Origin of the sequence: Vibrio sp. 1557, assembly GCF_033340175.1 — a bacterium.
Taxonomy (GTDB): domain Bacteria; phylum Pseudomonadota; class Gammaproteobacteria; order Enterobacterales; family Vibrionaceae; genus Vibrio; species Vibrio alginolyticus.
The window spans coordinates 196,293-209,057 of sequence record NZ_JAWOVZ010000005.1 but is presented as its reverse complement, the minus strand read 5'-3'; the positions used below and the strand labels follow the sequence as shown (position 1 = coordinate 209,057).

Genomic DNA, 12,765 nt, shown 5'->3' with positions numbered 1-12,765 from the left:
AGTAAGTTTTAGTACTTAATTGGTACTTTCAACGCCTAGTTCGCTGAAGCAGTTGAAGCAGTTGAAGCAGTTGAAGCAGTACATGATAAATTAGGAAAACTTATCTGGTACTAAAAAATTGAATATCATCAGTTTTGCAAACACCTAGTACCTATAAAAAAGCCCTATTCAAAATCCACCTTGGGGAGAACTTTGAATAGGACTCTTTGCCTCTATGCTTCATCTTACGGCTGAAGCTACCTTTACCTTTTTTCGCTTTAACGACTCGTGTTTGGAACAGCTGACTGGTAACAACCGCTTTTAACGCGTTGTCTTTGATTTCACCTCTGCCGAAGTCGGTCTCATGTTGTGAGCCACTCGGTTGAGGACTGATTTTACGCTTTGCCATAAATCCTCCTTAATGGTCGAACCAGATTGGACAATAATTATATAAATAAGTCAAATTTATAGATTTAGTTGAATTTTATGCTAAAAACTTCACATCACCGTCATTTATTTGAAATTTAATCAAAAACATGCTGGTTAAATAGTGACTAAATACAAATATTTGTCCATAAAGCACTAATATATGTTGACTCTTCGTGGAATTAACCTAGACTCAAACACGGCTAGAAAGAAAGTTCTTTGTTTTCACATTTCGTTGGATTACTTGTAACCCGTCGTCCTGTGGTACGCAATAGCAATTTATTTTTCCACGCTATAAGCGCCGTTGAGGCGAAAGATTACATTATTTAGATATTTAGGAAATAGACATGTCTAACACAGCTACTGGCACAGTTAAGTGGTTCAACGAAACTAAAGGCTTCGGTTTCATTCAACAAGAAAACGGTCCTGACGTATTTGCTCACTTCTCTGCAATCACTGGTGACGGCTTCCGTACTCTAGTTGAAGGCCAGAAAGTAGAATTTGTTATCTCTCAAGGTCAAAAAGGCCCTCAAGCAGAGCAAATCAAAGTACTTTAATTCTTAAAGAATTTGATACGATAGCCAGCTTTTAAAGCTGGCTATTTTTTTGCCTAAAACTTATTTTGCCAACAAAAAGATATAAATCTATGGCTCTTAAACCAACCATTTACAAATTTCGTATCGCCATTTCCGATATGAATAATGACTATTACGATTCTAAAAATCTAACTATCGCCCTCCACCCTTCTGAAAAGCCGCAACGAATGTTGGCTCGCATTCTAGCTTACTGTTTAAATGCTCAAAGCAATCTGGAGTTTACAAAAGGACTCTCTACGATTGAAGAGCCTGATTTATGGCATGTTGGCGATGATCAAAGCATTACTCACTGGATTGAAATTGGCGAACCAGAACCAGACAGAATTAAGAAAGCTTCTCGCCTCGCAAAGCATGTAAAAGTTTACACTTATAACACCAAAGCGGCTGTCTGGTGGGACAAAATGTCAGGAAAGTTCTCAATGCTTCCCGTCAACGTAGAGAGCTTTGACTATGACGCTATCGACTTGATTTGTCAGCACCTTGACCGAGGTACTAGCCTTTCTGTTATGATTACTGGTAGCTCAATTTTTGTTGATATCAATGATCAACATATCGAAGTAACGGTGAAGGAACTAAAAAACCATGACGTCTCTTAGTGAACTGAGTCAAGAGATGGGATTTGAAGAAATCCCCTTTGTTAAAGAACATAAAGCAGCAAAGCGACGTTGGTTAAAAGAACAGTCACAACTATTTACAAAAGTTTGTGAGAACAAACCCACAACAGCACCTACTCTTCACCTGCTTGGCCTTTTGACCAAATCACATATTGAAGCAAGTGCTAACTACGAGCAACATGCTCACTCTACCCAGCGTATGCAGCAAGTTCTGACTGACTCCTTGGGTAATGAGCACGCGGATAAGTTTACTAACCAATCTGCTGAAAACCTAATCTTAGTCACCCACCTTTGGTTATACACGCAAGGCTATTTAAATATGGATTTCAGCTTGGCGCACGATCATGCCGAGCAGACTCAAAATACATTGCAGCATGAGCTTGTCATAAAACGCATGGACGTTGATGCATTCAGAACCGAACTCATGCAAAGTTTTTATCAAGGTAAAGAAGCCCGTCCGGCTTCAGCAAGTGGCTTTTGGGGTTGGTTTAAACGTCTATTTTCCTCATAAAATACATGGTTTTATCCATTTCAAACAACTGATAGACTTCACGGTCAGTGCAACAAGCATCATGATTGCATTCTTAAAGGACAATTACCCAATGAACATCAAGGGATCATTATGAAGTTTATCCGTTGGATTTTAGGCAAGGTTATCTTATTGCTGAACGTGGTGTTCTCACCTCGTGGTATTAAGCGCACCGCAGAAGAACAGCAACGTATTGATAAAAAAGCGAAACAATACGCACTTTACCAATTTGAAGCCTGCCCTTTTTGCGTAAAGGTCCGCCGTGCAATGAAGCGTCAATCGGTGAACATTGAGCTACGTGATGCAAAAAATAACCCGACTCATCGAGCTGAACTAGAGCAAGGTGGTGGGCGAGTTAAAGTCCCTTGTCTGCGTATCGAAAAAGATGGCGAGACACAGTGGTTATACGAGTCATCTGACATCGTCGCTTACGTTGAAAAAGAATTTGCCTAAGTTCCCCCTATGAACATTGGCGGATGTAAAAGAGGCACCTAACGGTGCCTCTTTTCTATTTTTTCTAGCTAGATGTTGCCGTGCGAGCTTTCCTTATTCAGTCTTCTTGCTCAACTCCGAACTTAAACTCCACTAAGCAAATAACGGGTATGCAAGAACAACACAACGAAGATTACCACCCAACGTCTGCGTTATTCATCCACGATCAATGTTAGCTCTACGCGCCGATTGCAAGCTTTACCACTCGCTGTCGCATTGCTGCACTTCGGTACATACTCTCCGAAGCCTCTAGAAAACACTCGTTGACGTGGAATACTCGTCGCCAATAGTTGTTTTTCTACTTCACGAGCTCGCTTTTCAGATAGCGTGTCGTTGAAGCTTTCAGCTCCCGTACTATCCGCATGACCATCAATCACGACATCAACATCAGTTCTTCCAGCCAGATAGTGACCAATGTTTCGAATCCAGTCTTGAGATTGAGCAGATAACCGTGCAGAACCCGTTTGAAAATGCACTTGCTCTTTCAAACGTATCATCAGGTGACCACCACTGAGCGTCTCGTGAGGAATGTTATGCCTGCTCAGGAACATTTCCAGAGAGGTCACGTTTTGCGACTTTTTTACTGACGCCCTCGCCGTTTGATATGAACGAGGGGAAGAAGCCACATTGGATGCGCTCGGGTATCCCCACTCTGGGTGTCTCAGCTCAGTGTTTGATTTAGGAGCTGTATCTAAAATGTTCCCACCTGGGACCATATCTTGATCGAGGCTGCTGCACCCGGCCAGAATGCCACAAACAATTAAAAACCAATGCTTCATACCATTACCAACGTAGAAAAACTCTTGTTCATTGTGTCGACAAAACACGCCGAATCTTTAGCGCTTTTGTTCACCGATTGGTTTGTCTATGCAGCGTTCATGCCACTGGAGTCAATGCAAAATCATCTCTCAAATAAAAAGCAACACTAAAATACCCTACCCTTGCAGCCCATACGTCAGGCAAAGTCTGTTACCAATGGTCTCACTTTATTGTTATTTAATGGTTTTAGTCACTATCGTTAACCGATAAACTAACGCAAATTTCTCATTTAGAGCACTACTATGTTAAAAACCATATCGAAAGGCTTTGCTGTTGTTGTTGCCGTAATGGCTTTGTCGGCATGCGATAGCGGCAAGAGTCAGCCTCAGCAAGGCAAACAATACGAAGTTGTGCCAGTATCCCTTGAAGAGTATGATTTAGCTCCCCTGACTGAAGCATTCTCTTTAACTTGTGGCCACTGCCGCTCAATGGAAGAGTTTGTCCCTCAAATTGAATCATTGACCGATCAAAGCGTTGAAAAAATGCATGTAACGTTCAATGAAAGTGCACAAGTGAGCGCCATCATCTTCTATACTGCCGTAATGCAGCTTGAATCAACACCAGATAAAGCGTTTATGGCGGATCTTTTTACTGCTGTGCAAATGGGTGCCGATGCAACGGCTGAGGAACGCCAAATCGCTGTTGAGAAAGCCTTTGAGTCTCGCAACCTTATCAGCCCTTACCATTTAGATGAAGCACAGCAAAAAACGCTGTTTGAGTACATCACTAAGGCAGAAGCGATCACGACTCGCGGCCAAATTAACTCCGTTCCAGCCTTTATCGTAAACGGAAAATATCAAGTGATTACTGGTGGTCATGACAGCGTTGAAGCCATGGCAGAAACCATCAACTTTTTGCTAAAACAACCTAAATAGACAAGGAGATTACGTGTCTAAATTTTTGTTTCCTCTTATTATTTTTATTTTGGCGGGCTTTTTCATTTACCGTACTTGGACAAACCATAAAGTAGCAGATGAAAACTTTGCCAAAGGCCAAGCATTCTTACTAGAAAATGCGAAAAAAGAAGGCGTTATCACAACAGAAAGTGGCCTTCAATACATGGTTCTTGAAAAAGGCGAAGGTGAGGTTCACCCAACTGCAACAAGTAAAGTAAAAGTACACTACCACGGCACCTTGATTGATGGCACGATATTCGATAGCTCTGTTAATCGTGGTGAGCCTATTTCATTTGGTCTTAACCAAGTCATTAAAGGCTGGCAAGAAGGTCTACAATACATGGTAGAAGGTGAGAAAATCCGCCTTTTCGTACCAAGCACGCTTGGCTATGGTAAGAGTGGCTCTGGCCCAATTCCACCAGCAAGTGTTTTGATCTTTGATGTTGAACTGCTAGAAATTCAATAAATCTAGAAAGCTTTGTCTTAAAACCAAAGTATCAAAACCAAAAACGCCGCGAACCACGCGGCGTTTTCTGTTTTAAGAAAGGTTAAAAACCAATATAGTGATCCGAAAGCAATGCAATGAACAACGCCAAAAGATGATAGATAGAGAATTTAAACGTCTCCATCGCGGTATTTGGCTCTGGTGCATATTTTAGCTTCCATGCATGGTAAATAAAGCCAACATTGAGTAGTAGTGAGGCAAAAAGATACACCACGCCGACCATACCAACCAAAACCGGTAGGACACAAACCAAAGTCAATAGCACCGTATACAACAGAATAGAAGTTTTGGTGTACTCAATGCCGTGTGTCACTGGCAGCATGGGAATATCTACCTTGCGGTAATCCTCGACACGATGAATAGCCAGAGCCCAAAAATGTGGTGGCGTCCAGATAAAAATGATCATCACGAGCAGCCAAGCATTCGCATGTAATTGCCCTGTTACAGCAGTCCAACCGAGAAGAGGCGGCATCGCACCGGCAATCCCTGCAATGACGATATTTTGGGGCGTAGCACGTTTGAGGTACATTGTGTATACCATCGCATAGCCGAGCAAACTCATCAAAGTCAACCATGCCGTCAGCGGGTTGACCATCGCATATAGAAGTACAAACCCTAAGACACCTAAAACTGTAGCGAAGGCTATAACCGATGATGGTTTAGTCTCACCCGATGGCAATGGTCTTTTGTGTGTACGTGCCATTCTCGCATCAATTCGGCGGTCAATTAGATGATTAAACGCTGCCGCAGACCCTGCCATCAGACCAATCCCCGTTAGGCCAACTACCGCCTGCAACCAGGGGAAATCATCAACCGGGGCTAAGCTCATCCCTACTACTGCCGTCACCAACATTAACGCCACCACTTTAGGTTTCGTTAACTTCAAATAAACGGAACTTAGTCGCTTTCGCCCATTTAACGACAGCGCGATTTCTTTACTCATAGCGAACTCCTTTCGCGGTGTAATTCCAAGCCGTTTTACCCTGCCACAAGTAAAACTGGCTAACACAAACGAGACTCAACATAACAGCGGCACCAAGGTTGTGCGCCACCGCGACATAGATAGGAAGTTGAAATACTACGTTGCTTACACCCAGCATAATTTGGCACACCAGAGTGAATAACAACCACCCTCCGATTCTCTGTGAATGATGAGAATCTTGCCTCATAAGCCCAATACTATAAGCCAATACCACGGTGGCGGTAACAATAGCGCCTATACGATGAGTGACGTGTATAGTCATTCTTGCCGGATACTCCAAGACACCAAATTCATAATTCTCGAATCCAGTTTGCCAGAAAGAAAACGCTTCTTTCCATGAGAGATGGCTCATCCAGTCTCCCTCACAAATCGGCAGTGTGGTACACATCAGCGCAGCATAATTTGACGAAGTCCATCCTCCAAGGAGCACTTGCACCAAAACAACCAGGAAAACCAACAATGAAAAGCCTCTCAGAGAGCTAGAAGATGGAGAGAAATAGAGATTGTTTTGCGCTTTTAATTGGCAGTAAAAAATCGCCTGTAACGCCAATAAAACAAAACCACCGAGCAAGTGAAGCATCACGATGACGGGCATTAATTTAAGAGTAACTGTCCACATTCCCAAAAGTGCCTGCCCAATCACCAATACGCTTAGCAACATCGGAATGGTTGAATTTACACGCTCAGACCTTACTGATATCGCTGCTATCGCAAAAATGACTAAACCTAACGTTCCCGCAAAATAGCGATGAATCATCTCAAGCCATGCTTTCTCATGCTCTACTGCCCGCTCGGGGAAGTTCAGGTTAGCACGTATGACGTCTTCTTCTTGATGCGGCACAGAAAAGTGCCCATAACAACCAGGCCAATCCGGGCAACCTAACCCTGCATCTGAAAGGCGAGTATATGCCCCTAACATGATCACCACGAGAGTTAGCAGCAAACTGAATCTAACCAACTGAATTAATTTCATATGCACTTCCTCTAACCGACTCGTGACAGTTTTAAGAGCTTGCGTAAGTCCGCCAACATACCTTTATTCAATAGGACTAAGTCCTCATTTGGTTTCGGCGAGTAAGACATCACCAGTTGCCCAAGAGGATCAACGATCAACATTTGCCCAGGTTTCACTTTTGCGGTAACCAATTCATTCATTTGCATCGCTAACATCGATACTTCTATGGGATCTGAATGCTCAGTCTGCCAAACGACTGGCACTACTCGCTCTTGATACTTACCTAAAGCAACATGGCTTTGCTGAAGCAGGTAAAGCTGCTGTTTACACTCTTCAGTGCATTCGTTAGGCAATACATAAGCGAGTTGCCAACCATGGTCTTTGAGAGGTGACTCTTGACCAAGTTGCTCTAACGTCGTGTATGGTTCGACTAACTCGCCTCTATTGGTCACTCCGCTTTGATACCACCCTTGTGTGAGAATGACTTTTGCAATGACAGCGGGAAGCGCGAACGTACAAACCAGCGCAATCAACATTAGCCGTCCTTTGGTTACTTTAGATGTCATGCTTCACCTCCATGTGACGCAACTTTTTTTGCCAACGAACAAAAACAATTAAAGTCAGTAATAAGAAAACACCTGCCATCGAAAACCATTGAATCGAATAGCCAAAATGTTTGGCACTATTGAGTGGCAATGGATTCCAAGGAAAGTCATAGGGCCAACGAGTTAAATTGTCTGGCTGCAAGACTGCGGGCATAAGTTCAATATTCAGTAGCTGATTCAATTGCGCGATGTTTAGGTTTTGCACGCGAATAACATCGCCAACTTCCGGCATTAACTCTGAACTCAGTGGATTAGTAGATTTTCGGTACAGGCGTCCTGTGATGAAAGTCGAATTATCGAGTTTGGTGACCGTTGGTAACACTGAGCGTTCTGCTCTTCCCTCGACAAAACCAAGCTCCAATAACGCATAGGCACTAGGCCCATCGATCGTCAATACAATCTGAAATGCTAAATATCCCACACTGCCTTGATGCGTTTGGTTGTCTAACAAAATTACGGGAAACGCCTGAGGAACAACATTAACTTCCACTTTTTTCCCGAGGATACTTTCCTCTCGCCAGTCGTTGTCTTCAAGAACGACGCTTAGTGCTTGGTACGCACTATCCGCACGCGCGAGAATGGCTTGTTCCAATGCTTGTTTTTCTTGCCCTCTCTCAAACTGCCAAAAACCCAGTTTGACCAAAAGAGAAAACACAACCACAGTTAAACCAACTGCAACCCAAAACCGTTTCGATAGCCATAATTGTCTTGATAACAACAATGATGAAACCGGAGGTGCCATGTCCACCGTATTTCTATTCAAACTGACGCTTGTCCTTTTGCTGCTTTTCATTATCTTCAACCTCGCAAAAGCGCTTATCGAAATGGTTCGTGAAGACCCAGATAATCCTGAAAAAAGAGACAAACCCATGAGTCATTACTTAGGCCGTCGAGTCATGTTCTCCGCTTTGGTGGTCGTCCTTTTGCTTATTGCGCTCAGCTCGGGTTGGCTAGCGCCAAACCCTCGCCCTTATTAGTCGAACCAAGAGTTCACACTGAGCCTAAAGTACGTAAACAAACACAAACAGACATAACCAAACCACATCCACGAAATGCCAATACCAGCTGCCCGCTTGAAAGGCAAAATGGTTCTTTGGCGAAAAGTGATCTTTAGCGATTCTGAACAGCAGCACGATTAAGAAGATAGTCCCAAGACAAACGTGTAAACCGTGGAATCCCGTCAACATGAAGAACGTGTTACCGTAAATACCGGACTGCAACGTGAGCCCTATGTCTTGATAAGCATGAACATACTCAACCGCTTGGTAATATAGGAAAAAGCCAGCAAGTACGATGGTTATCTCTAACCAAACAATCAGTGCCGTTCTTTTGTCTTGTTCAAGACTTATATGCGCCATATGTAGCGTAATAGACGACAATAGCAGCAAGATAGTGTTGGTAAGGGGTATGCCCTGCCACGGCATAGCTTGTGTTGTTTCTCCTCCCGGCGTCAGTGTGAGTGGCCACATCGCTTCGAAGGTTGGCCACAGGACTTCGTTAGTCATGAAGTTATTATCTGCCCCACCTAACCAAGGCACAGAAATCATTCTGGCGTAGAACAAGGCACCAAAAAAGGCACCAAAAAACATCACTTCAGAAAAGATAAACCAGCTCATTCCTTGGCGAAAAGAACGAGTAATTTGCGAGCTGTATTTTCCACTCAGTGATTCAGTAATCACATTACTAAACCAACCAGCCAACATGTAAAGCAAGAACAAGAAGCCCACCGCTAGCACAATGCCACCAATGGTTCCCACTGCACCGTCACTTTGTGTCCCCTGGACGGTCATGCCTGCGCCAACAGCAACCAAAAACAGAGCAAATGCACCGATGATCGGCCAGCTACTTTGAGCGGGAACATAATATGTTCCTGGCTTGTTACTCATAATTTCTCTCCTTACTGACCAACCTTGGTCTGTATCTCTCTCCCTGAGTGGCTAAGAGCCTGTAGGAGGGGGAAGTTTATAGAGTGTGTAAGACAGCGTTAACGTGTGTATAGACTCCGGCAAGTCCGGTTCGATATAAAAAATCAACGGCATTTGAGCTTGCTGTTTACCATCCAGAGGCTGCTGGTTAAAGCAAAAACACTCAATCTTATTGAAGTAAGCAGCTCCAGTCCCGGGAGAAACAGAAGGAACGGCTTGCCCCACCAACTTCTGCCCGCTTTCATTAAATGCAAGGTATTCGGTTTGTACGACTTCACCTGGGTGAACATCCATCGAAATCACTTTGGGTCTAAACTCCCAAGGCATATCTGGGCTGACATGCGCCATAAACTCCACGCGAACAGTTCGGCTCATGTCCGGTTGCATACCTGTCGGTTGAATGGCGGCTACTTCACTTGTCTTTCCATTGATTCCCAGTGCGTCGCACATCACGTCATAAAGTGGGACCAGTGCATAGCCGAAGCCAAACATTAACAGGGTCGCCAAAAGCAACTTCACTGTGAGCTTCTTGTTTGATGGATTCGGTTTCATGTCACTCACCCCACTCTTTGCTAGTCAATCTTAGGCGGTGTAGTAAACGTATGATGTGGCGCAGGGCTTGGCACTGTCCACTCTAAGCCTTCCGCACGTCCCCACGGTTTTGCAGAAGCCTTCTCCCCGCCACGAATACACTTGATCACCAACCATAAGAAGATCAGTTGTGACAACCCAAATGCAAACCCACCAATTGATACTATTTGATTAACATCAGCAAACTGAATGGCGTAATCCGGTATGCGCCTTGGCATGCCTGCTAAGCCTAGGAAGTGCATTGGGAAAAACAGGACATTGACGGAAATAATTGAGCACCAGAAATGCCATAAACTCAGCTTGTGGTCGTACATATTGCCCGTCCACTTAGGTAGCCAGTAGTATGCCGCTGCCATGATCGAGAATACCGCACCAGATACCAACACATAATGGAAATGGGCAACTACGAAGTAAGTGTCATGATATTGGAAGTCCGCCGGCACAATCGCCAACATCAGTCCCGAGAAGCCACCAATGGTAAAAAGCACAATAAAGGCAATGGCAAACAACATTGGCGTTTCAAATGTCAGAGCTCCACGCCACATGGTGGCAACCCAGTTAAAGACTTTCACCCCCGTTGGTACCGCAATCAGCATAGTGCAATACATGAAGAAGAGCTCAGCAAAAACTGGCATCCCCGTGGTAAACATGTGGTGCGCCCACACAAGGAAAGATAACAATGCAATGCTGCACGTCGCGTAAACCATCGAATGATAACCAAACAGCTTCTTACCACTGAAAGCAGGCAGAATGGCGGAGATGATTCCAAACGACGGTAAAATCATGATGTACACTTCTGGGTGACCAAAGAACCAAAAGATGTGTTGGAACATTACCGGGTCACCACCACCAGCTGCGTCAAAGAAGCTAGTCCCGAAATATTTGTCAGTAAGAACCATGGTCACAGCACCTGCTAGTACCGGCATAACCGCGATCAACAAGAAAGCGGTGATTAGCCAAGTCCAAACAAACATTGGTAACTTGAACCAAGTCATTCCCGGAGCTCGCATATTTACGATCGTCACGATAACGTTGATCGCGCCCATAATGGAGCTGATACCCATGATATGAACAGAGAATACAAACAGCGCAGTGCTATCCGGGCCATAAGTCGTGGACAGCGGAGCATAAAACGTCCAACCAAAATCAGGACCGCCACCAGGTAAAAACAACGAGCTCAACAAAATAAGAAATGCAAAAGGTAAGATCCAAAAGCTCAAGTTGTTCATACGCGGCAGCGCCATATCTGGAGCGCCGATCATCATCGGGATCATCCAGTTAGCAAGACCCGTAAATGCTGGCATCACCGCACCAAATACCATTACTAAACCGTGTACCGTGGTCATTTGATTAAAAAACTGCGGATCGACTAGCTGTAGCCCTGGCTGGAACAGTTCGGCACGAATGATCATAGCCATCGCACCACCTGTTAGAAACATCGCAAAGCTAAACCAAAGGTAGAGGGTGCCTATGTCTTTATGGCTTGTAGAATACAACCAACGAGTGATGCCCTGGGGTGCATGATGCTCGTGACCATCATCAATCGCAATGGTACTGTTCGCACTGGCTTCTGCTGGCGCAGACTTCACTGCCTTATCTATTGGCTTACTCATATTTCCTCCTTAGCACTGCCTTGTGCCTTAAAGGCATTCACATCGGATGCTTGCACTGTATCGCCAGTATCGTTGCCCCATGCATTTCGTTGATATGTGATAACCGCGCCAATTTCTTTGTCACTTAACTGATTAGAAAAAGCCTGCATTGCGGTACCAGGGCGACCGTTGACAATAATATCTATGTGCTCTGTAACATCTCCGGTTGCAATAGGACTGCCTTTAATCGCGGGAAATGCACCCGGAATTCCCTCACCATTTGCCTGATGACACACAGCGCAACGCGCCGTGTATATCGATTCGCCTTGCGACATCAATTCGTCCATAGATAAGTCTTGAGAGAGCGCTTCTTGTGCCGCCGCTTTTTGAAGTGCGAGTTCTTGCTTCTTACTCGCTAGCCATTCATCGAACTTTTCTTCTTCCATCGCATGCACCACCACTGGCATAAATCCGTGTGCACGACCACATAGCTCCGCACATTGGCCGCGATATACGCCTGGCTCATCAATTCTTGTCCATGCTTCATTAATAAAACCTGGAATGGTGTCTTTCTTGACGGCAAAGTCCGGTACCCACCAAGAGTGAATGACATCATCAGAAGTCATCAAAAAACGCACTTTGCGATTCACAGGCAACACCAAAGGGTTGTCTACTTCCAGTAAGTAATGTGCGCCTTTAGCTTCGATTCCATCAATTTGTTTTTGGCTGGTGGCAAGCAAACTAAAAAACTCAACATCTTCGCCAAAATAGCTGTAATGCCATTTCCATTGCGAACCTGTGATCTTGACCGTGATATCCGATTGGCTTGTATCTTCCATTGCTACTAGAGTTTTTGTTGCGGGAATCGCCATAGCGACAAGAATGATGATGGGTATGACCGTCCAAATAATTTCCACTTTTGTACTTTCATGGAAATGTGCGGCAACTGCTCCTTTTGACTTGCGATGGCGGAAGATGGAATAGAACATCACACCAAAAACAATCAAAGCAATTACACAGCAGATATAGAAAATCAGCATATGTAATTCATACACTTGCCCACTTATCTCTGTGACCCCTTTTGTCATGTTGTAGTCATTTTCCTTTGACCAACCAAAAGAGGAAAATGTGATTAAAATCACATTCAGTGATAAGGCTAGAGTAGTCGTTAATCTTTTCAAAAGATCTCTCCTCTGCTCAGCCGCTACGCCTAAGCGAGCTTCCTTGCGTCCCGATGCAAATATCGAACAACTTTACGA

General features: G+C 44.3%; 17 protein-coding genes. 7 read left to right on the top strand and 10 right to left on the bottom strand.

Annotation, left to right across the window (positions count from 1 at the left end; all coding sequences use genetic code 11):
* Nucleotides 1-151: 151 nt before the first annotated feature.
* The gene (locus R7070_RS09590) at nucleotides 152-388 is read right to left on the bottom strand and encodes an alternative ribosome-rescue factor A (protein WP_115386727.1); all 237 of its coding nucleotides are present in this window, start codon (nucleotides 386-388) and stop codon (nucleotides 152-154) included.
* Between the two features lie 364 nt (nucleotides 389-752).
* Between R7070_RS09590 and R7070_RS09585 the strand changes: the two genes are divergently transcribed.
* From R7070_RS09585 to R7070_RS09570, 4 genes are all read left to right on the top strand, one after another.
* A complete protein-coding gene (locus R7070_RS09585; protein ID WP_005375625.1) occupies nucleotides 753-962 on the top strand; it encodes a cold-shock protein in 210 nt (69 codons plus the stop codon).
* Between the two features lie 89 nt (nucleotides 963-1,051).
* Complete coding sequence (locus tag R7070_RS09580; protein WP_005375627.1) at nucleotides 1,052-1,597, top strand: YaeQ family protein; 546 nt, start codon at nucleotides 1,052-1,054, stop codon at nucleotides 1,595-1,597.
* On the top strand, nucleotides 1,584-2,126 hold the full coding sequence (locus tag R7070_RS09575) for a hypothetical protein (RefSeq protein WP_115386728.1): 543 nt from the start codon (nucleotides 1,584-1,586) through the stop codon (nucleotides 2,124-2,126). Before R7070_RS09580 ends, R7070_RS09575 begins: the two co-directional genes overlap by 14 nt.
* 111 nt (nucleotides 2,127-2,237) lie before the next feature.
* Nucleotides 2,238-2,597 (top strand): glutaredoxin family protein, encoded by a 360-nt coding sequence (locus tag R7070_RS09570; protein ID WP_053350481.1) that lies wholly within the window; start codon nucleotides 2,238-2,240, stop codon nucleotides 2,595-2,597.
* 191 nt (nucleotides 2,598-2,788) lie between these two features.
* Here the strand turns inward: R7070_RS09570 and R7070_RS09565 are convergent, their stop codons facing one another.
* On the bottom strand, nucleotides 2,789-3,415 hold the full coding sequence (locus tag R7070_RS09565; protein WP_025768460.1) for an OmpA family protein: 627 nt from the start codon (nucleotides 3,413-3,415) through the stop codon (nucleotides 2,789-2,791).
* 282 nt (nucleotides 3,416-3,697) lie between these two features.
* Between R7070_RS09565 and R7070_RS09560 the strand changes: the two genes are divergently transcribed.
* Nucleotides 3,698-4,330, top strand: coding sequence for a thiol:disulfide interchange protein DsbA/DsbL (locus tag R7070_RS09560; protein WP_136976471.1), 633 nt, complete (start codon nucleotides 3,698-3,700; stop codon nucleotides 4,328-4,330).
* A 13-nt stretch (nucleotides 4,331-4,343) separates the two neighbouring features.
* Nucleotides 4,344-4,817, top strand: coding sequence for an FKBP-type peptidyl-prolyl cis-trans isomerase (locus R7070_RS09555; protein WP_054578695.1), 474 nt, complete (start codon nucleotides 4,344-4,346; stop codon nucleotides 4,815-4,817).
* A gap of 82 nt (nucleotides 4,818-4,899) precedes the next feature.
* Here the strand turns inward: R7070_RS09555 and cyoE are convergent, their stop codons facing one another.
* From cyoE to R7070_RS09535, 4 genes are read right to left on the bottom strand one after another with little or no spacing between them, the layout of a single operon-like run.
* Nucleotides 4,900-5,799, bottom strand: coding sequence for a heme o synthase (gene cyoE / locus R7070_RS09550; RefSeq protein WP_136976472.1), 900 nt, complete (start codon nucleotides 5,797-5,799; stop codon nucleotides 4,900-4,902).
* Nucleotides 5,792-6,811, bottom strand: coding sequence for a COX15/CtaA family protein (locus tag R7070_RS09545; protein ID WP_136976473.1), 1,020 nt, complete (start codon nucleotides 6,809-6,811; stop codon nucleotides 5,792-5,794). The genes cyoE and R7070_RS09545 overlap by 8 nt, the downstream gene beginning before the upstream one ends.
* Nucleotides 6,812-6,822: 11 nt before the next feature.
* A complete protein-coding gene (locus R7070_RS09540; RefSeq protein WP_025768462.1) occupies nucleotides 6,823-7,359 on the bottom strand; it encodes a hypothetical protein in 537 nt (178 codons plus the stop codon).
* Complete coding sequence (locus tag R7070_RS09535) at nucleotides 7,349-8,140, bottom strand: SURF1 family protein (RefSeq protein WP_170960380.1); 792 nt, start codon at nucleotides 8,138-8,140, stop codon at nucleotides 7,349-7,351. The genes R7070_RS09540 and R7070_RS09535 overlap by 11 nt, the downstream gene beginning before the upstream one ends.
* On the opposite strand from R7070_RS09535, the gene R7070_RS09530 reads away from it, so the two are divergent.
* Nucleotides 8,139-8,375, top strand: coding sequence for a DUF2909 domain-containing protein (locus tag R7070_RS09530; protein WP_005375504.1), 237 nt, complete (start codon nucleotides 8,139-8,141; stop codon nucleotides 8,373-8,375). The genes R7070_RS09535 and R7070_RS09530 overlap by 2 nt on opposite strands.
* A 24-nt stretch (nucleotides 8,376-8,399) precedes the next feature.
* Here the strand turns inward: R7070_RS09530 and R7070_RS09525 are convergent, their stop codons facing one another.
* Genes R7070_RS09525 through coxB form a run of 4 tightly spaced genes read right to left on the bottom strand, consistent with a single transcriptional unit; the run spans nucleotide 8,400 to nucleotide 12,687 of the window.
* Nucleotides 8,400-9,284: a cytochrome c oxidase subunit 3 gene (locus R7070_RS09525; protein ID WP_005385214.1), complete on the bottom strand. Its 885-nt coding sequence runs from the start codon at nucleotides 9,282-9,284 to the stop codon at nucleotides 8,400-8,402.
* A gap of 51 nt (nucleotides 9,285-9,335) precedes the next feature.
* Nucleotides 9,336-9,875: a cytochrome c oxidase assembly protein gene (locus R7070_RS09520; protein ID WP_005385211.1), complete on the bottom strand. Its 540-nt coding sequence runs from the start codon at nucleotides 9,873-9,875 to the stop codon at nucleotides 9,336-9,338.
* 20 nt (nucleotides 9,876-9,895) lie between these two features.
* Nucleotides 9,896-11,527, bottom strand: a complete 1,632-nt coding sequence (gene ctaD / locus R7070_RS09515) for a cytochrome c oxidase subunit I (RefSeq protein WP_136976476.1) — start codon at nucleotides 11,525-11,527, stop codon at nucleotides 9,896-9,898.
* Nucleotides 11,524-12,687, bottom strand: a complete 1,164-nt coding sequence (gene coxB / locus R7070_RS09510; protein WP_017821602.1) for a cytochrome c oxidase subunit II — start codon at nucleotides 12,685-12,687, stop codon at nucleotides 11,524-11,526. Before coxB ends, ctaD begins: the two co-directional genes overlap by 4 nt.
* Nucleotides 12,688-12,765: the final 78 nt, after the last annotated feature.

Coding starts and splice junctions, on each gene's coding strand:
- R7070_RS09590 (WP_115386727.1), bottom strand. CDS start 388: ATGGCAAAGCGTAAAATCAGTCCTCAACCGAGTGGCTCACAACATGAG.
- R7070_RS09585 (WP_005375625.1), top strand. CDS start 753: ATGTCTAACACAGCTACTGGCACAGTTAAGTGGTTCAACGAAACTAAA.
- R7070_RS09580 (WP_005375627.1), top strand. CDS start 1,052: ATGGCTCTTAAACCAACCATTTACAAATTTCGTATCGCCATTTCCGAT.
- R7070_RS09575 (WP_115386728.1), top strand. CDS start 1,584: ATGACGTCTCTTAGTGAACTGAGTCAAGAGATGGGATTTGAAGAAATC.
- R7070_RS09570 (WP_053350481.1), top strand. CDS start 2,238: ATGAAGTTTATCCGTTGGATTTTAGGCAAGGTTATCTTATTGCTGAAC.
- R7070_RS09565 (WP_025768460.1), bottom strand. CDS start 3,415: ATGAAGCATTGGTTTTTAATTGTTTGTGGCATTCTGGCCGGGTGCAGC.
- R7070_RS09560 (WP_136976471.1), top strand. CDS start 3,698: ATGTTAAAAACCATATCGAAAGGCTTTGCTGTTGTTGTTGCCGTAATG.
- cyoE (WP_136976472.1), bottom strand. CDS start 5,799: ATGAGTAAAGAAATCGCGCTGTCGTTAAATGGGCGAAAGCGACTAAGT.
- R7070_RS09545 (WP_136976473.1), bottom strand. CDS start 6,811: ATGAAATTAATTCAGTTGGTTAGATTCAGTTTGCTGCTAACTCTCGTG.
- R7070_RS09540 (WP_025768462.1), bottom strand. CDS start 7,359: ATGACATCTAAAGTAACCAAAGGACGGCTAATGTTGATTGCGCTGGTT.
- R7070_RS09530 (WP_005375504.1), top strand. CDS start 8,139: ATGTCCACCGTATTTCTATTCAAACTGACGCTTGTCCTTTTGCTGCTT.
- R7070_RS09535 (WP_170960380.1), bottom strand. CDS start 8,140: ATGGCACCTCCGGTTTCATCATTGTTGTTATCAAGACAATTATGGCTA.
- R7070_RS09525 (WP_005385214.1), bottom strand. CDS start 9,284: ATGAGTAACAAGCCAGGAACATATTATGTTCCCGCTCAAAGTAGCTGG.
- R7070_RS09520 (WP_005385211.1), bottom strand. CDS start 9,875: ATGAAACCGAATCCATCAAACAAGAAGCTCACAGTGAAGTTGCTTTTG.
- ctaD (WP_136976476.1), bottom strand. CDS start 11,527: ATGAGTAAGCCAATAGATAAGGCAGTGAAGTCTGCGCCAGCAGAAGCC.